This window comes from Sporomusa malonica (assembly GCF_900176355.1).
GTDB lineage: Bacteria > Bacillota > Negativicutes > Sporomusales > Sporomusaceae > Sporomusa > Sporomusa malonica.
The window spans coordinates 169,286-186,129 of sequence record NZ_FWXI01000007.1 but is presented as its reverse complement, the minus strand read 5'-3'; the positions used below and the strand labels follow the sequence as shown (position 1 = coordinate 186,129).

Genomic DNA, 16,844 nt, shown 5'->3' with positions numbered 1-16,844 from the left:
GGGCTTTCAGTTTTCTTTATTTCAGGTTCGTCCAGGCGTTGGCAATAGCAGCAAACTCCTCAATCGACAACTGCTCGCCGCGGCGCATACCGTCGATTCCAGCCTGAGCTAATACCTGGTTTAACAATTCCTTCTCTAAACCACCCGCTTTAAGCGTATTCGCCAAGGTTTTCCGCCGTTGAGCAAACGCCGCTTTAACAACTCGGAAAAACATTTTTTCACTTTCAAGTTTGACTGGCGGCTCAGTGCGCACAGTGCAACGAATAACCGCTGATTCTACCGCAGGTGCAGGGATAAAGGCTTTAGGCGGTACAATAAACATAATTTCAGGCTCAGTATAATACTGAACAGCAACAGACAATGCGCCATATTCTTTGCCGCCTGGCTTGGCTGCCATCCGTTCAGCTACCTCTTTTTGTACCATGGTCACTAAAAGCTCTATCGGCAGCCGGTCCTCTAAGAGCTTCATAATGATTGGTGTCGTAATATAGTAGGGCAGATTGGCGACAACCTTGTATTTTTCCTTGTTTATTTCCTGGGAAATGTCGATTTTCAATATATCGCCATGTACAACTTTGACATTATCATAGCCATCCAGCGTTTTACCGAGCACATCTAACAACCGTCGATCAAGTTCAACAGCCGTTACATGTGCGCCGGCTTCAGCAAGCCCCTGGGTTAACGTTCCTATCCCTGGCCCAATTTCCAGTACAGTATCACCCTCAGCTACCTTGGCGGCTGATACAATGCCATCAACGACATTGTCGTCAATAAGAAAATTCTGGCCTAATTTCTTGCTCATATGAATACCGAACGTCTTCAAGATATGTAGTGTTACATCTTTTTGCGCAATACGCGGCTTAATCGCCATACTCTGTTTCCTCCACGCCACTGCCTTTACTGGCCGCAGCCTCCAATCTCTCAAGTGCTGCATTAAACTCAGCACGGGTAACACCATAGTGATTTAGCCGATATAAAAAGCTTTTGGCATTGGCATAACCAATACCCAGACTTTCGCCCACAGCTGCTCGCCGCGCTGTCGCATCTGGCACCCCACTCAGTCTACAGGCCATAATATCCTGCAAACCAAATTCACCTGTTGGCTGCCACTCATGCAGCCGCACTTTACTGAGTGCTTCTCTAATGGCAGCAGGTTTGGCTTGCTCAATGCCAATATCGTCATTGGCCTCGGCTTGCTCCCTCGGCACAAATGCATGCTTAGCCTCGGGAAACCGCTCGGCAAGAAATTTCCGGATACGTTCTCCTGCGCTGTCGGGGTCGGTCAGAATGATAATACCCCGTTTTTTATATGCCTGCTCAATCCGGCTTAAGCAGCGCGGCAGCAAATTGAAGCCCTCGGTCGCAATACATTCGGCCTCCACTGCCCGCTTAACAGCGGCAATATCCTGTTTACCTTCCACTACAATTACTTCTTTAATCATTTATCTACTCCACCATTCAACATCCACAATATGAATATCTTACCACAGTTACCGATTTTTTATCTAGGTTTTTACAATACAAAACCGCCTATAAGGCGGCTTTGTTATTTTACACCTACATAGTAAGAAGACTCCAACGGCCTGCCCCATCAAGTGTCAGCTTCTTTTTGTGATAGCTGTTTAGGGTATTTCTATGACCAACACTAATCATAGCAGTCCCGGCCAAGCGTTCCCGCAACAAAGTATATAATACCCGCTCGGTTGGTTCATCAAGCGCTGACGTGGCTTCATCCATAAACAGCCATTCAGGTTGGTGGATAAGTACCCTGACAAAAGCAATCCGCTGCTGTTCACCTAAAGATAATACACGAGACCAGTCCTCTATTTTATCAAGCTGGCCTTTCAGCCAATCAAGCTTACAGAGTAACATAGCAGCCATAATTTCTTCATCTGTTACACTCCGCTTAGGGCCTGGATACAACAGGGTGTCACGAAGCGTCCCCAGCGGCAGATACGACTTCTGGGGCAGAAACAAAAAACTGTGACCCTCCGGTATGACTATACTGCCTTGCGCATACGGCCATAGCCCAGACAAGGTTCTTAAGAGCGTACTTTTTCCGCTGCCTGACGGCCCTGCCACTAACAGCGATTCACCGGCCTGAATGGATAAATTAAGCCCAGAAAGGATTCGCCGACCATCAGGCAGGTCAATGTCCAATTGGTTTACAGCCAATACCGGTGCAGGTTCTGTCCGAATAATCGTGCTGCTCTGAGGCAACTCGCTCACCTGCTGGATATTACACACAAAACCGGTAAGACGGTCAACTACTGCCTTCCATTCTGCCAGCGTGGAATAGCTCTCGACAAAAAAGGACAAGGAATCTTGCACTTTGCTAAAAGCCTGGGACGTCTGCAATAAGCCACCAAGCTGAATTTCTTTGGTAAAATAGCGTGGCATGGCTACCACCAAGGGAAAGATAATCGCAATCTGACCATAGCCGGAAGCAAACCATGTCAGGTGCTTCTGGCGCTGCATAATCTGCCAATAATTATCAAACACCTTGCCAAATCGTGATATAAAGGCTCGTTCCTCACGGGCCTCACCCCCATAGAAGGCAATACTTTCGCTGTTTTCACGCAGCCGTACCAGACTAAACCGGAAGTCGGCCTCATAGCGCTGTTGATCAAAATTAAGCTGCGCCAGCGGCTTGCCAATTTTATGGGTCAGCCAGGTACCAATTACCGCATATACAATGGCCACCCACACCATATAACCGGAGACAGCCAGTTGGTGATTACCGAAAGGAATCACCAACGTGCCGGACAGCTGCCATAAGATAGCGATAAATGATACCAGGGTTACAACCGCTTTGAGCAGGCCTAGCGACAATTGCAGGGTGTAATTAGTAAATAACCTTAAATCCTCGCTAATACGCTGATCCGGATTATCCGTATAATTCTCCGTCAGCTGCAACCGGTAATACATCTGATCTTTAAGCCACACATTAAGGTATTTACCCGTCATCCATTGCCGCCATTTTATCTCAAGCATCTGCCTGAGATAAAGCTGATAAACAGCTACAATGATGTAAAAAGCAGCCAGCAGGCAAAATTCACCCAGCGCACTGAAAACTTCCTCTTTATCAAAATTCTGAAGTGCGTTATAAAACCGGTTGAACCAGGTATTAATCAGCACTAAAATATAAACATAGGTCAGATTAAGGGTTATAATTACGGCAAGCAACCCTCCCGCCCGCCATTTTTCCTCCGAACGCCAGTATTCACGGGTCAAATGCCAGGTATCTTGTAAAAATTTGCGATTTAAGCCAGGCAAGCACATCATTCCCTTCGGCCATTGGATTTTTGAGTCTACCAGAATTTATAATGCAATTCTGTTGACATAAGAACGACTAAGGCTTCTGCCGGCGTCCTGAAGGACTTGGCACAAACCAAGTCTTTTCTTATCCTCTAAGAATTCGCTGCACTCTGTCCCTACTCCTGCCCGAAATTTTCTATCGGCTTCTTTATTCCCTTACCGTAAGAGAAAAAGCCGCACCTCGGAGGATGCGGCAAAAGACGTCTTTATTTCCTTCTCAATCATCTCGCCATGAGTTCTCCTCTTCACTTGAGAAGCAATCCGTATAATAAACATTCGTACTGCCGCATTTAGGACAACATTCTAAATATCCACCGTCACCTATTGGTTTCAATACTGTTCCGTCGACATTAAATACTTTTCCGCATTTCATGCATTTTGCAACCATTTTTTTGTCCCCTTGCCTTTCATTAATTATAATTATATTTTTAGATTTAATAATCAAACTCCTCCTTATATACCCCATTCATAGGCTAGTTTTATAAATAAATATAATAACCTAGCTTTCTAACCAGAATAAAAAAGCCGCCCCATCCCGAAGGACAGATCGGCCTGCTCCAATTATGTATCTATTATCTATGCCTCATTTCCATAATCTCATGTATAGCTCTTTCATGGCGCTCAATCTCACGTTGCTGTCGCTCATGCCATTTCTTCCTTGACTCATGCGGACGTCGTTTCATTTCTTGCTCGTGTCGTTTATTTTCTTCGTGTAATCTCCGCTCTTTTTCCAGGTCTCGCTGCTGGTGGTCATTACGATGCTCATTCCGCTGTTCGAAGCGTGGCGGTTCCTCCTGTCTTGGGGCGGCTGCTTCAGCGGCAGAGGCAAACATGCCAATTTGCATTAGGCCTACCATTGAGTATATGATTACTTTTTTCGCTACAATTTTCATAGGAACACTTCCCTTTTGTATTTAATATCGAATCCCATAATTTAATAATAAACTCCATTTATTAGAATAACTTTAGATACTAGGTGTGTTGTCAAATCAAAAAATAACAGGGCTCAAGGCCCTGCTATTTTACTCAGCTAAAACATATACTTACATTTATCCCGTTTATGGTTGCCCGTCAAGGCCCGTAGATACTAAGATTGTCCCCTTTGCTCCATTATAAGATTATCGGTCTTTATCTTCGATTGTAATAATTATCATAATAAAACAAAGCGTCTTATTGGCGGCTGGAAGACTTTGCCAAGAAAACTGCAGTTTCGTGGTCTATACCTTTATCCCATATATTCCCCACAAAAGCAAGAAGCGTGATCGCTGCTCCACCGTTAATCAAAGTTGCACTTTTTAAAGCATTTTGCCCCATGGTAATCAACGCTAGGCCAATTTGGTTATTTGCATTATACTTTGCGAGAATTCGTTCTTGCTCTAATTTTGTTTCATTGTCATTATCCATAAAATCAACTCCACTAACGGAATAAGAGTTCACACTGTTCTCTCCGGCTACTGCTGGGGTTCTTTCTTTTTCCAGATAAATTCTGTAAGTTTTTTTGATATTCCTCTTTAAAAACAAAAAGCCGCCCCATCCCGAAGGACAGAGCCGCTAAAAAAGGGGAAGAAATTTATATTAACAGAGCGTTGCGCTCTGAGTTCATATGCATATAATAATCGCCAAATTTTAGAATTTGTTTAGAGAAGCAAAAAGCCGCCCACCAGGATGAACCCGGTAGGCGGCTGCAGTAAGGGTAGCTTATTACGCTACCGGTATCACTTCAAAACTGATGATTTTTTCGTAAAATAGATATTCTTTGCTATTTTGAATACCTTTGTTAAATACAAAGCATGAGTTGCCGGTTCCAAGTGTGCGATTGCACCAATTTGCAAGGTCATCCGCAATGGTCTTGGATACCTTATATTCACGTTCACTGGAATCATTCATAGTGATGCGGAGTAAGACATTTTCATCTTCGACCGATGTTGCAATCGGCGTAGCAGAAGCTTCATTGGAATTTCCGCTTTCGCTGTCAGCAGTAATTGCAGTTACAACATAATAATAGGTGGTACCGTTTGTGACTGCATTATCGGTATAGCTAGGACCGGTAACGTTGCTCGCAATGGTTGTGTACGGGCCGCCTGCTGTGGTGGCTCGTTTTACGTTATAGCCGGTTGCGCCGATGACTGTCGTCCAAGAGAGCGTTACCCTGGCGTCACCTGCTGTAGCTGATAATCGAGGAACAACATCATTTATAGAGTCCCATTTTTCATATCCATCGGGAATTGGATATGAAAAAGGAGTTGCACCAAAATTCGCAGTGACTTGTGCTGTTGATGTGCCATAGCTTCTATGTGTCGGACACAATTTAACTTCCTGTCTAAAAGCTGTCATATCACTGCAAGCTACGCCTTGGCTAACTCCGTTTTTATAAAATGTCAGAATACCGTCATCCAGATTTAACGCTACGCCAATTACATCTCCAACAGTAAATATTTCCCCATAATTTGGCAAAGGTCTAACGTTTGTTCCAGCAAGCAAATTTCCACCGGACGTATAGCATCTCATTACTGGATCTCCTTCCAACCCATACGCTAGCATGGAATTCTCTATTGCTACACCTATTGCAATATTAGGATCACCACCTTTATCCAGTCTATCTATTTTGACCTCAAAATATTTCTTTCCTGAATCGTAGCTGATATCCGCCAATATGGCATAGGCAGATACTGTTTCTCCACCGAATACAGTAAGATCGTTGTTTGAAAGCAGATAACGTTGGGAATCTACTTTAACCCATTTACAACTCATTTTACATTCCTCCAAATTAATTATTTGAGCGCCGACAGCCAAGGAGCTCCTTTTTACTGTGTGTTTCCTGTATATCGGCTTTCACTTAGATACATTCAAACTAGCTGGCTTTTTAAACGGCTTAATGCTCTCTTTTTCAGTTGATATACCGCCTGGGCTGTAATTCTTAATACCTACGCTATATATACCAATCTAGAACCATAAACCACAGTATGAACTACTACAAACAGTTGCCGTTGTGATTTCTTTCAGTGCCGCCAGAATACTGGCAATGACTTCTTTCCGTTCAATCGTGGCCTGAGGATTGTCCGGAGCTGCTAGATACTCAAAGACATTTTCTGTTTGATATTCTTGCCGTCTTCGCTTCATCTCACGTTTCCAGAGATTCAACAATGTATACCTAACCCGACTTTCGAGATAACCGGCCAGCGGAACGCCAAGATCGGGATTATAGGTATGCAGTGCTTGAATCAAAGCCAGCCAAGCTTCTGACTCAGCATCCGGAACGGATTTTCTATATATACCTGCGTACTTCTTAACAAGCGGTTTAAATTGCTGACAAATAAGTTGTTTATCTATTTGACTCCCCTCCCGGAAAAGTAATAAGCCCCCGGTTTCCCGAGGGGTAACCTCGATACCGAAGGCTTAACTTCACCTATTCAGGTTTATCTAAATAAGCAAACCTATTTAGGCTTGCCTGATAAATTTCCAAAAATGAAGCCCATAAACTCTGAACCAATATCAATTATAATTAGCAAAAACAGTGCCCTACGAGCAAATGATAAAGTTTGTTTCTTTCTCTCTTTTGGTGTAAGTTTGTTCTTGGACATAGTCGGAGAAATAAAATACCCGATTATAACGAGAATTATGAACCACGTAAGATAACTTAATATCATTGCTAAAAGAGTATCCATATTTTCCTCCATTGCAAAATATATTAATAAAAAGTATTCGCTATTATCCATATTTCCCCTTTGTAATTAATAATAAAGCCGCCCAGGTTTCCCCGAGCGGCCAAAATCAGAACAATATAAACAGCTTATCAGTTTTCCAAACAGCCTTTACTTCCCAACCAACATTTTTTTTAATATTATCGGCATCCTGGAGCGCTTCAGTCTCAATGGCCTTAAGAGAAATCAATAAAAATAGCAGGCTACAAGCCTGCCAAAAAATTCGCAACTGCCGCCGTTACCGCCTGGTTATCACCTGGCATTAAGTGTCCATAGGTGTCTATAGTCTCTACCACCGTTGCATGTCCCATCGTTACAGATATAGCTTTATACCTATACCGCTGGTTATGGCTATACTGGCGAATGTATGCCGTAAGTGGTGGAAGTTCCTATATTCTACCTTTACCCTCTTTACAACTCGTCTAAAACTATCGCTAACCACTCCAGGAACTTATAGCCAAATCGCTAGAAAAACAGCTGCCTAACTTCATCCCAAGCCCCGCTCACCGCAAAAAGAGAAAGCCCATAAACCCAACAATTTCGCGGGTCTATAGGCTATACTTCTTTCTTACTCAGCTAAAACATATACTTTTACTGTCCGGCGGCCAAACCGCCAGGCCTCACTGGCATCTTCCACACATAAATCAATCTTGTCACCCACAATGGCGCCGCCGGTGTCAGCTGCCAACCCCATGCCATAGCCTGGCACATATACACGTGTGCCAAGCGGGATAACATCCGGGTCAACAGCGACAACTCCCCGCCGGGCGGAAATGCCGGTGGCTGTCAGTCCGAGAGCCGAACCATCTGTCGGCAGATAGGCTGTGGCCTCCATATAGCGGATGTCCCTAAACCGCATAGCACCCCGGGACGTATCTACAATATCCCTAGTACCGACCCGAATAATCTGCGGTTTGGAGCCTACTGCCACAATTTCTGAAAGCACATCGGCAGATACCTTGATGCCATCTTCAAAGCGCACGCGTACCGTAGCTTTTTTTAGTCCGTTTTCCCCAGCTTGGACAACCTCTTCCACGCCCTTTTCTAACGTGGCATCAGGCTGACGGACGACCTGATACAAATCTGGACTTTCTTGTTCCTCGATTTTTTCACTTAGTGTAACGGCCTTAATGTTCATCCCAGCAACCGGTCTGCTGTCCTCCCCAGGAATCAGCTTTACCTTGTCTTGAGGAATCCCCAGCTGATCAGCAACTTCGCGAACAGTAGGCTTACCAGTAATTAAGCTGGTGTTTTTTCCCTGATAGGTTACCATTACAGGTACTGCACGGAATACCTCAATAACTGTTCCGGTATTAACCTTTACTGTCGACAACCTAATTTCGTCCTCAGGGCTGAGCGTAATCCCTGCCTGTTTTAATATTTTGTGCGGGCTTTTATATAGCGTATTCACGCTATAGTTTTGACCATCTGCTACAATTTGCACTTTCTTATACGCCCAAACAAATCCGGTTGCCACCAGTGATGCCAGGAGCAGCGCGACAATAATTATCGCTTTGCTCTTCCTGTACTTTGCCAGTACAGACGTTTCACCACCCATGAATACCCCCCTTTCTGCGAGCCTATCAATTATACCATAACATGGTTATTCAGTCAACTTTAGACATGAAATTAACCATTATTATCCACTCTACATTAGGAGTATTACCAATATATGTTAAGACTATACATAAAGAAAACACGGCTTGCGCCGAGCCTTTGGCGAAAGCGGAAGCCGATGTTGCCTTATCCAGACGGAAAGTTATACTTTCTAACAGGATAGAGAAAAACTCGGCGCATATGTATGTTTACCTTAACATATTCGCCGAGTTTCCAAATTATTCCTGCTGATATATTTTTTTATTATACTAGCGTTGCAAAAAAGCTATAGGCCAATACCAAACAACTGCTTGGTATTGGCAGTTGCCGCTTGTGCCAATACCTCAAACTCAATGCCCCGCACCCTGGCTACCTCTTCAGCAGTAAACTTAACATGGGCAGGTTCATTACGGCGGCCCCTAAACGGCTGCGGCGTCAGATATGGGCAGTCGGTTTCTACCAGCAAACGATCAAGTGGTATATTGGCTGCCACCTCTTTGAGCTTGCCGTCTTTAGCATAGGTTACCGGGCCGGCAAAAGATACATAGAATCCTAATCTGATAACCTCTTTAGCCATCTCCAGGCTGCCGGAAAAACAGTGAAATACACCTGTCAAACCTTTGGCCTCTTTTTTTATAATGCGGAGTACATCGCCATGCGCATCTCTGTCATGAATAATGATCGGCTTATTCAGCTGGCGCGCTACATCAATCTGACGGATAAATACCTGCTGCTGCACCTCACGCGGTGACAAGTCATAGTAATAGTCAAGCCCAATCTCACCGATAGCCACAACCTTCGAGAGAGAATGCCACTCAGCCAACTGGCCATAATCTGTATCTTTCGCTTCTTTCGCATCATGAGGGTGAATCCCAACAGCTGCGTAAATTATGTCATGTTTCTGAGCAAGTGCCACTGACCGGGCTGACGACTGCATACAAGCTCCGGCATTTATTATCCCCACAAGTCCGGCCGCTGCCGCACGCGCAATGACCTCATCCCGGTCTTCATCAAACCGTTTGTCGTCAAGGTGAGCATGTGAATCAAACAGCATCTTACTTCACCTTGCTGCCTGGCGGCATATCAGCTGTGACAAGTTGCAGTTTGTCATCACAGGACGCAGCCAACACCATACCGCGGGATTCAATACCCCGGATTTTGGCCGGTTTTAGATTAACTACCATAACAACATTTTGGCCGACCAGCTGCTCAGGCTCATAATGCTTGGCAATACCTGAGATAATGGTACGTTGTTCAGTACCTAAATCAACCGTCAATAACAGCAGTTTATCTGCCTTCTTAACCTTTTCAGCAGCTAGTACTTTAGCTACTCTAAGGTCAACTTTGGCAAATTCATCAATAGTGATCTCTGGTGTCCCCGGCTCAAGAGGCGCGGCCTCCGGCACAGCAGCAACTGCTGCTTCAGCCGGTTTGGCTTCAGCTTGTTCTTCCTGCTTTTCCTCTATCCGTGGGAAAATAGGCTCAGGCTTGGCAACAGTAGTACCTGCAGCCAGCCGGCCCCAGGCCTGCGCCTCACCCAGTGTTACGCTGGCGAAATCAGTGGTAAGACCAAGCTGACTCCAAACCTTCGGGGCCGTTACCGGCATAAACGGCGAAATCAGGATAGCCACAATTCTGAGTACCTCGGCCAGATTGTACAGCACAGTATTAAGCCGGCTTTTTTTTGCTGGATCTTTGGCCAACGCCCATGGCCCAGTCTCATCAATATATTTATTCGTACGCCCGATGAGCGCCCACATATCCTTCAGCGCAGCATTAATATCCTGGTGCTCCATATGTTTCTCATACTGAGCCGCAGTACTTCGAGCCAGTTCGATAAGTTCCAGATCTATGGCCTCAGTTTCACCTGGTGCTTCAATTACCCCACCATTGAACCGGCCGATCATACTCAGACTCCGATGCAGCAAATTGCCCAGATCATTAGCCAGATCAGCATTAATCCGGTTAATAAGCGCATCGCGCGAGAAGTTGCCATCAAGCCCCAGTGTGATCTCCCGCAGAAGGAAATAACGGATGGCATCAGGGCCAAACTCGTCAATTAAGGCCAAGGGATCAATGACATTTCCCTTGGATTTGGACATCTTGTCGCCTTCAACGACCAGCCAGCCATGACCGTACACCATTTTGGGCAAAGGAGCGTCAAGCGCCATCAAAATAACCGGCCAGATTATGCTGTGAAACCGGACAATCTCCTTGCCAACCAAATGAATATCAGCCGGCCAGTATTTTGCGAACTTTTCCCTGTCGTCTAGATACCCGGCAGCTGTTATGTAGTTGGTCAGCGCGTCAAACCATACATACACTACATGTTTAGTGTCAAACGGCACTGGAATACCCCAGTCAAAGGTTGTCCTCGATACACATAGGTCTTCCAGTCCGCCTTTAATAAAGTTGATCATCTCATTACGCCTGGAGGTCGGCTGGATAAACTCAGGGTTTTCCTCGATATAGGTAAGCAGCCGTTCCTGGTATTTGGACATACGGAAGAAATAGCTTTCTTCTTTTACAATCTCAACAGGGCGCCCGCAATCAGGGCATTTGCCATCAGTGAGCTGGCGTTCCAGCCAAAAAGTTTCACAGGGGGTACAATACCAGCCCTCGTACTCAGCTTTGTATATATCACCCTGATCATAAATTTTTTGAAATACTGCCTGCACTAGCTCATGATGACGTTGCTCAGTGGTACGGATAAAGTCATCATGAGAAATATTAAGTTTTTCCCATAAATGTTTAAAAGACGCCACAATCTTATCTACATATGCTTGCGGTGTCGTATTAGTTTCCTCAGCCTTGCGCTGAATTTTTTGGCCATGCTCGTCCGAACCGGTCAGGAAAAACACGTCAAACCCAGCCAGACGCTTATAGCGGGCAATGGTGTCAGCCACCGTAGTGCAGTACGCGTGACCAATGTGTAGCCGGTCACTCGGATAATAAATCGGTGTAGTAATATAAAAAGGTTTTTTCGACATAATTTCCTCCTTAAGTATTGACGCACGTTTCATATGTTTTACCAATTATAGACATTAGTAAAATAATTGTCAATAGTTGTATTTTTCGACATAAAGTAGTATTATATGACATTGTACAGCGCTCTTATGCACTGTGTGAGGCGGTAATTAAAAAAATTTTACCAATTGGAAGAATCTAGGTTGACAAGCTTTGTAATATTTGGTATTATTTAGTTGAGCAGGTTTTGTCGAATCTTGTTGCATTGAATGTTATTTTTAAAAATTATAGTAGTGTGAAGGGAGTAAGGAAAAAATGAAATCAACTGGTATTGTACGTAAAGTGGACGAGCTGGGTAGGGTGGTTATTCCTATCGAATTGCGCCGCACTCTAGATATCGAGGAAAAAGATGCTCTTGAAATTTATGTAGACAGCGACCGCATCATTCTTCGGAAATATGAGCCAGCTTGCGTATTCTGTGGCAACGCTGCCGATGTTACAAACTTCAAAAACAAGAATGTATGCAAAGAATGCCTGGACAGCATGGGGCAAAAGGCTGTATAAAGTCTTACATTAAACTAAGTCGCTTTCCAGAACAGCTTGGTATACCTGTCTTTTCGGTAGACCTTTTTGAGACGCCACCTCACGGATGGCGTCTTTTTTATTTATACCCCGACTCATAAGCTCACCTACAGCTTGTACAAGCGTAAGACCTGCCAGCTTGTCCTGTTCTTCTGCCAACTCTTGGCCAACAGGGCAACCAGCTACTATCAGGGTAAATTCACCCCTGGGCTGATTCTCACTAAAATGCCGATTTACGCTGTCTAGACTGCCACGAATAAATTCCTCAAACTTTTTGGTCAGCTCCCGCGCGGCAACAGCTTGCCGGTCGCCAAAGGCCTCAGTGAGCTCACCCAGTGTCGCCCGCACCCGGTGCGGCGACTCATAAAACACCATTGTATAAGGATGTTTAGCTAGTTTGGCCAGCATTTCCCGCCGATGCTTATTGGTCTTAGGCAAAAAACCGACAAAAGTAAACATGGTTGTATCCAGCCCTGACGCAATGAGTGCTGTCAGCGCCGCATTCGGCCCCGGCAGGGGAACAACTTGTACACCACTGGCTACTGCCAAACGCACCAAATCGACGCCAGGGTCGGATATGCCAGGCATCCCAGCGTCACTCACCAAGGCTATCGTATCCCCATTTAAGAGACGATCAATGATCTCAGGCCCTCGTTCATCTTTGTTATGCTCGTGATAGCTAATCAGCGGCACATGGATATCAAAATGGTTTAACAACTTAATCGTATGTCTGGTATCCTCGGCAGCAATGGCTGCCGCCTCTTTTAGCACCCGCACAGCCCGAAATGTCATATCTTCCAGATTGCCGAGCGGCGTGGGACATAAATAGAGCGTCCCTGGCTTAGTCACAGAAATCACCTGTCCTGCCTATAGAGCTTCATAATATCTTCACTATAGCTCCCATCTGTAGTATATACAATTAAAGGCGGTAATACATCAAGCCCGGGTCTGGCTCCCCTCACACCCTCAATTAACAGCATATTAGGTTTTTTACCAACAGCCGGATACACAAGCTGCAACCTCTTGGGTTCAATCCCTGCCGCGCACATGGCCACTGTAATCTCAGCCAGCCGTTCCGGCAAGTGCACCATAGCAAACCGTCCGCGGTACTTCACAAGATATTTGGCGGCAGCAACAACATCAACAAGGCTTGCAGTCACTTCGTGGCGCGCCATCGCCACCCTGTCATTAGGGCTTATGTATCCGCCCCCCACAGGGCGGTAAGGCGGATTTGAAACAACAAGTTCAAAGCCGCCTCCTGGTAAAAGCTCTTTTATGTCGCGCATGTCACCATGAATAATCCTGAACCTGTCGGCAAGACCATTACCTTCGGCCGAGCGGCAGGCCCGATCAGCCATATCCGGATTGATCTCAATACCAGTAACTGCGGCTGATCCCCGCGCCAAAAGCAGCAGGCCGATAACCCCTGTTCCGGTACCAAGGTCTATTGCCGAGCCCCCACACCGTACGCTGGCAAAATGGGCGAGCAATACAGCGTCCAGTGAGAAACAAAACTCGTCAGGATGCTGTATCAGTTTCAGATTGTTAATAACCAGCTCATCTATCCGTTCACCGGATTTTAGCCTAAATTCGGTGGATGTCATTATTCCTTTTCCACTACCTCATCCCATGGAATGACTAGCGTTTTTCCCTCAGCCAAAGCAATTGTTGCTGTTCGTTTTTGCTGATTTATAGTGAGCACCCGGCCTTCACCGTCGATAGTAACTACCTCTTTACCCACTGTCGGCGGCACAACCTTCTTGGCGCAACAACCACCATAGCAGTCATTTTCATACTTCAGGCAACACATCAACCGTCCGCAAATCCCTGAAATCTTGGTCGGATTGAGCGATAAATGCTGGTCTTTAGCCATACGGATCGACACCGGCTCAAAGTCTCCGAGAAAAGTGGCACAGCACAGCGATCTGCCGCAGCAGCCAATACCGTTCATCAGTTTAGCTTCATCCCGCACACCAATCTGTCTAAGTTCGATACGGGTCCTAAATACACTGGCCAAATCTTTTACCAATTCACGGAAGTCGATACGCCCTTCCGCAGTAAAATAAAAAATAATCTTGTTCACATCAAATGTATATTCAACATCAACCAGGTTCATCGGCAAGCCATGTACCTGAATTTTTTGCTCACAAACTTTAAAAGCCTCTTTCTCTTTTTTTCGGTTGTCTTTGACCTTTTCCTCATCTTCCGGGGTCGCTTTACGCAAAACCGGCTTTAGCGGCGCAACAATCTGATTATCTTCTACCTCACGCGGCCCAACAACAACATCGCCAAACTCCAGCCCTCTGGCTGTTTCGACAATAACATGATCCCCTGCGATAATTTCAATACCGCCTGGATCAAAATAGTATATTTTACCTGCCTTTTTAAAGCGGATACCCACTACTGTCAACATACTTAATCTCCTTTTTCCGCCAAATCCTTTAAATTTATTAGTAACGCTTCCAGCGCCAGCCGGGTATTGGCATTACCCCCAATAGCGCGAATCGTATTCTTAACTGCGTTGATTGCCGAAATACCTTGTCCTTCAGACCAATGGATCGCCCAGTCTGCAAGTTTAGGAACAAGGTCGATATTATATACCAAGTGCTCACTATGTCTGCCGGCAACTAATACTATATCACGAAATAAATATAATAAAAACTCCAGTACTGCCACAATTTCTTTGGTTTCCAGGCTGTCAAGCTTTAATGCCTTGTCCCAGATAGCTGTCATTTTGCTATCATGGAGGTTCTCTAGCAAGTCTGCAGCCATATTCCTGGCTGCCAAACCATCAGGTGCCAGTAATCCCAGCGCCGTTCCCATACGGCCGCCGCTTAAACGAGCGGCAACATTAGCGGCCTCAGGCACATGGCCTTTGGCCTCAAGTGCTTTGGCAAGAATACTTGCAGCCAGCGGCTGAAATTGAAGCTTACGGCAACGCGACAAAATGGTTGGAAGCAGCGGCTGAGCTGTTCCCGCCACCAGAATAAAAACAAAGCCGGGCGGCGGCTCTTCTAACAGTTTGAGCAAACTGTTAGCTGCCTGAACTGTCATAAGCTCGGCGTCCTCAATTATGCATACCCGTCTTGAACTCACAGACGGCGCTAAGGCGGCATAATGCTGCAAGGCGCGAATTTGATCAATTTTAATCGTCGCACCTTCAGGCCGTACTAATGTAAAATCAGGGTGTGCGTTACGGTTGAATAGTATGCACGTTTGGCAATGTCCACAAGGCCTATCGCTGTTACCACCACATAAGATCCCGGCAGCTAATAGCGTGGCTATTAAGCTTTTACCGATTCCCGCCGGACCGAGAAATAACAATGCATGCGGTATTCGATCAGCCGCCAACATAGCTTTTACTCTGCTTATGACCTCTTGATGGCCGCTTACCTCATCCCAATTCATCATCATCTACGTGTATAAGTCAACCAACATACCGCGCACTGCGTCATGTTTAGACATTATCGACAATTGGCGCTCCTGACCACTGCGCACATCTTCAGCCATCCCAGCCAGCTTTTCGTCGATTTGTCGAATGGTTGTAAACATCTTCTGCCGGCCATGGCGGTCCCAACCGGTACGCGATTCCAACGAATACATACGGGATACAGCCTCACCAATAAATTTACGGACAAGCTCCCGGTACGATTTAAGCTCGCCGTAGGTTGGCATAGTGGATAACCGGCGCCCACTCTCGTCGATGTCCGCCAGCAGCCCCTGCAGCCGCTCGGTTGACTGCTTTTCCTGGGTTTTTAACAGATCGGCAGCAAAATAGTCGCCCACTTTTTCGGCCTTGCCACCCTGCTCACGTTCAGCAGCCATAGGCTGACTGCCTAACCCAAATTTATTTATTTTCATACTCATGGTACTATAGTCCTCCTGCCCAGAAAATACACGGCAGCTACATTCTTCTTATCCTTTAAATTATAAATGGTTTTAGTGAAATAATCAAATATTTGCCAGAATAGCGGAAATAAAAAGGCAGAGGCTCACTAGTAAGCCCTGCCAATAAGCGTCCTAACCTGCTGAACGATTTCATCATGAATCTGTTCAACCGGCTTAACCGTTCCGTCCCTGGCACAGTCGATTTTGTGCCAGCCAAACTTTACAGCAATATTACAGGCATTGGCATAACAATGGGCCAAATACCCGCTATCTTGTTCATGGATATCTTTGACGCCGCCAGCCTTGTTTTCTCGTCCGCGCATAAGCTCTCTACTCGCTTCCGGCGGCATAGCCAGAAAAATAACGGTGTCAGGAACAGGCAGGCCACATTTAGTAAATTCAAAATCCCACAACCACTCCAGATAGCGAACTTGCTCTGGTTCATCAGTGATTTTGACTGCCTGGTGAATCATATTCGAGGTGGTGTAGCGGTCGGCGATAACGATACCGCCGCTCAAGTAGAATTCTTCCCAGTCCTTTTTATAAGAAGCAATGCGGTCAACAGCATAAAATGCCGAAGCGGCGTATGCGTTGACATCCTCAGGACGATTGCCGAACTCGCCGTTTAAATACATCTTAACCAAAGCCGAGGACTGACTCTGATAGTTAGGATAATCGACCTTACGGACATTAAACCCTTCTGCCTGAAGCCGCGACACCAACTGCCCTGCCTGGGTTGCCTTACCGCTGCCGTCAGTTCCGTCAATTACAATTAGTTTACCTCGCATGTTA

The 16,844-nt window shown here is 45.7% G+C and carries 19 protein-coding genes; 1 reads left to right on the top strand and 18 read right to left on the bottom strand.

Annotated features, from left to right (window positions below; all coding sequences use genetic code 11):
- Positions 1 to 16: 16 nt before the first annotated feature.
- The 12 genes from rsmA to metG all read right to left on the bottom strand — a co-directional run bounded on the left by rsmA (position 17) and on the right by metG (position 11,605).
- Positions 17 to 871: a 16S rRNA (adenine(1518)-N(6)/adenine(1519)-N(6))-dimethyltransferase RsmA gene (rsmA, locus tag B9A22_RS10490; RefSeq protein ID WP_084575684.1), complete on the bottom strand. Its 855-nt coding sequence runs from the start codon at positions 869 to 871 to the stop codon at positions 17 to 19.
- Complete coding sequence (rnmV, locus tag B9A22_RS10485; protein WP_084575683.1) at positions 861 to 1,442, bottom strand: ribonuclease M5; 582 nt, start codon at positions 1,440 to 1,442, stop codon at positions 861 to 863. Before rnmV ends, rsmA begins: the two co-directional genes overlap by 11 nt.
- A 115-nt stretch (positions 1,443 to 1,557) precedes the next feature.
- On the bottom strand, positions 1,558 to 3,285 hold the full coding sequence (locus tag B9A22_RS10480; RefSeq protein WP_245823937.1) for an ABC transporter ATP-binding protein/permease: 1,728 nt from the start codon (positions 3,283 to 3,285) through the stop codon (positions 1,558 to 1,560).
- 250 nt (positions 3,286 to 3,535) lie between these two features.
- Positions 3,536 to 3,763 (bottom strand): hypothetical protein, encoded by a 228-nt coding sequence (locus B9A22_RS25400; RefSeq protein ID WP_084575681.1) that lies wholly within the window; start codon positions 3,761 to 3,763, stop codon positions 3,536 to 3,538.
- Positions 3,764 to 3,890: 127 nt separating this feature from the next.
- Positions 3,891 to 4,211, bottom strand: coding sequence for a hypothetical protein (locus B9A22_RS10470; RefSeq protein ID WP_084575680.1), 321 nt, complete (start codon positions 4,209 to 4,211; stop codon positions 3,891 to 3,893).
- A gap of 277 nt (positions 4,212 to 4,488) precedes the next feature.
- Positions 4,489 to 4,722 carry a hypothetical protein gene (locus tag B9A22_RS10465; RefSeq protein ID WP_139796226.1) on the bottom strand — a complete coding sequence of 78 codons (234 nt, stop codon included), beginning with the start codon at positions 4,720 to 4,722 and terminating at the stop codon, positions 4,489 to 4,491.
- A 297-nt stretch (positions 4,723 to 5,019) separates the two neighbouring features.
- Positions 5,020 to 6,069, bottom strand: coding sequence for an SPRY domain-containing protein (locus B9A22_RS10460; protein WP_084575678.1), 1,050 nt, complete (start codon positions 6,067 to 6,069; stop codon positions 5,020 to 5,022).
- Positions 6,070 to 6,261: 192 nt separating this feature from the next.
- Positions 6,262 to 6,633: a sigma-70 family RNA polymerase sigma factor gene (locus B9A22_RS10455; RefSeq protein WP_281252389.1), complete on the bottom strand. Its 372-nt coding sequence runs from the start codon at positions 6,631 to 6,633 to the stop codon at positions 6,262 to 6,264.
- Positions 6,634 to 6,752: 119 nt separating this feature from the next.
- Positions 6,753 to 7,034 carry a hypothetical protein gene (locus B9A22_RS10450; protein WP_084575676.1) on the bottom strand — a complete coding sequence of 94 codons (282 nt, stop codon included), beginning with the start codon at positions 7,032 to 7,034 and terminating at the stop codon, positions 6,753 to 6,755.
- A gap of 553 nt (positions 7,035 to 7,587) precedes the next feature.
- Positions 7,588 to 8,577 carry a resuscitation-promoting factor gene (locus B9A22_RS10445; RefSeq protein WP_084575675.1) on the bottom strand — a complete coding sequence of 330 codons (990 nt, stop codon included), beginning with the start codon at positions 8,575 to 8,577 and terminating at the stop codon, positions 7,588 to 7,590.
- Between the two features lie 324 nt (positions 8,578 to 8,901).
- Positions 8,902 to 9,669, bottom strand: coding sequence for a TatD family hydrolase (locus B9A22_RS10440; protein WP_084575674.1), 768 nt, complete (start codon positions 9,667 to 9,669; stop codon positions 8,902 to 8,904).
- A 1-nt stretch (position 9,670) separates the two neighbouring features.
- The gene (gene metG / locus B9A22_RS10435; RefSeq protein ID WP_084575673.1) at positions 9,671 to 11,605 is read right to left on the bottom strand and encodes a methionine--tRNA ligase; all 1,935 of its coding nucleotides are present in this window, start codon (positions 11,603 to 11,605) and stop codon (positions 9,671 to 9,673) included.
- A gap of 292 nt (positions 11,606 to 11,897) precedes the next feature.
- On the opposite strand from metG, the gene B9A22_RS10430 reads away from it, so the two are divergent.
- The gene (locus B9A22_RS10430) at positions 11,898 to 12,146 is read left to right on the top strand and encodes an AbrB/MazE/SpoVT family DNA-binding domain-containing protein (protein ID WP_084575672.1); all 249 of its coding nucleotides are present in this window, start codon (positions 11,898 to 11,900) and stop codon (positions 12,144 to 12,146) included.
- A 9-nt stretch (positions 12,147 to 12,155) separates the two neighbouring features.
- Here B9A22_RS10430 and rsmI read toward each other — a convergent pair whose 3' ends face one another.
- The 6 genes from rsmI to B9A22_RS10400 form a co-directional block, all read right to left on the bottom strand.
- Positions 12,156 to 13,013 (bottom strand): 16S rRNA (cytidine(1402)-2'-O)-methyltransferase, encoded by an 858-nt coding sequence (rsmI, locus tag B9A22_RS10425; RefSeq protein WP_217805926.1) that lies wholly within the window; start codon positions 13,011 to 13,013, stop codon positions 12,156 to 12,158.
- A 5-nt stretch (positions 13,014 to 13,018) separates the two neighbouring features.
- Positions 13,019 to 13,768 (bottom strand): tRNA1(Val) (adenine(37)-N6)-methyltransferase, encoded by a 750-nt coding sequence (locus tag B9A22_RS10420; RefSeq protein ID WP_084575670.1) that lies wholly within the window; start codon positions 13,766 to 13,768, stop codon positions 13,019 to 13,021.
- Positions 13,768 to 14,577, bottom strand: coding sequence for a PSP1 domain-containing protein (locus B9A22_RS10415; protein WP_084575669.1), 810 nt, complete (start codon positions 14,575 to 14,577; stop codon positions 13,768 to 13,770). The genes B9A22_RS10420 and B9A22_RS10415 overlap by 1 nt, the downstream gene beginning before the upstream one ends.
- A 2-nt stretch (positions 14,578 to 14,579) precedes the next feature.
- The gene (gene holB, locus B9A22_RS10410; protein WP_084575668.1) at positions 14,580 to 15,578 is read right to left on the bottom strand and encodes a DNA polymerase III subunit delta'; all 999 of its coding nucleotides are present in this window, start codon (positions 15,576 to 15,578) and stop codon (positions 14,580 to 14,582) included.
- Positions 15,579 to 16,031 (bottom strand): YaaR family protein, encoded by a 453-nt coding sequence (locus tag B9A22_RS10405; protein WP_281252386.1) that lies wholly within the window; start codon positions 16,029 to 16,031, stop codon positions 15,579 to 15,581.
- 128 nt (positions 16,032 to 16,159) lie between these two features.
- The gene (locus B9A22_RS10400; protein ID WP_084575667.1) at positions 16,160 to 16,840 is read right to left on the bottom strand and encodes a dTMP kinase; all 681 of its coding nucleotides are present in this window, start codon (positions 16,838 to 16,840) and stop codon (positions 16,160 to 16,162) included.
- Positions 16,841 to 16,844 lie beyond the last annotated feature (4 nt).

Coding starts and splice junctions, on each gene's coding strand:
- B9A22_RS10470 (WP_084575680.1), bottom strand. CDS start 4,211: ATGAAAATTGTAGCGAAAAAAGTAATCATATACTCAATGGTAGGCCTA.
- B9A22_RS10450 (WP_084575676.1), bottom strand. CDS start 7,034: ATGGATAATAGCGAATACTTTTTATTAATATATTTTGCAATGGAGGAA.
- rsmA (WP_084575684.1), bottom strand. CDS start 871: ATGGCGATTAAGCCGCGTATTGCGCAAAAAGATGTAACACTACATATC.
- B9A22_RS10445 (WP_084575675.1), bottom strand. CDS start 8,577: ATGGGTGGTGAAACGTCTGTACTGGCAAAGTACAGGAAGAGCAAAGCG.
- B9A22_RS10400 (WP_084575667.1), bottom strand. CDS start 16,840: ATGCGAGGTAAACTAATTGTAATTGACGGAACTGACGGCAGCGGTAAG.
- B9A22_RS10440 (WP_084575674.1), bottom strand. CDS start 9,669: ATGCTGTTTGATTCACATGCTCACCTTGACGACAAACGGTTTGATGAA.
- rnmV (WP_084575683.1), bottom strand. CDS start 1,442: ATGATTAAAGAAGTAATTGTAGTGGAAGGTAAACAGGATATTGCCGCT.
- B9A22_RS10420 (WP_084575670.1), bottom strand. CDS start 13,768: ATGACATCCACCGAATTTAGGCTAAAATCCGGTGAACGGATAGATGAG.
- B9A22_RS10415 (WP_084575669.1), bottom strand. CDS start 14,577: ATGTTGACAGTAGTGGGTATCCGCTTTAAAAAGGCAGGTAAAATATAC.
- metG (WP_084575673.1), bottom strand. CDS start 11,605: ATGTCGAAAAAACCTTTTTATATTACTACACCGATTTATTATCCGAGT.
- B9A22_RS10430 (WP_084575672.1), top strand. CDS start 11,898: ATGAAATCAACTGGTATTGTACGTAAAGTGGACGAGCTGGGTAGGGTG.
- B9A22_RS10460 (WP_084575678.1), bottom strand. CDS start 6,069: ATGAGTTGTAAATGGGTTAAAGTAGATTCCCAACGTTATCTGCTTTCA.
- B9A22_RS10480 (WP_245823937.1), bottom strand. CDS start 3,285: ATGATGTGCTTGCCTGGCTTAAATCGCAAATTTTTACAAGATACCTGG.
- B9A22_RS10405 (WP_281252386.1), bottom strand. CDS start 16,031: ATGAGTATGAAAATAAATAAATTTGGGTTAGGCAGTCAGCCTATGGCT.
- B9A22_RS10465 (WP_139796226.1), bottom strand. CDS start 4,722: ATGGATAATGACAATGAAACAAAATTAGAGCAAGAACGAATTCTCGCA.
- holB (WP_084575668.1), bottom strand. CDS start 15,578: ATGATGATGAATTGGGATGAGGTAAGCGGCCATCAAGAGGTCATAAGC.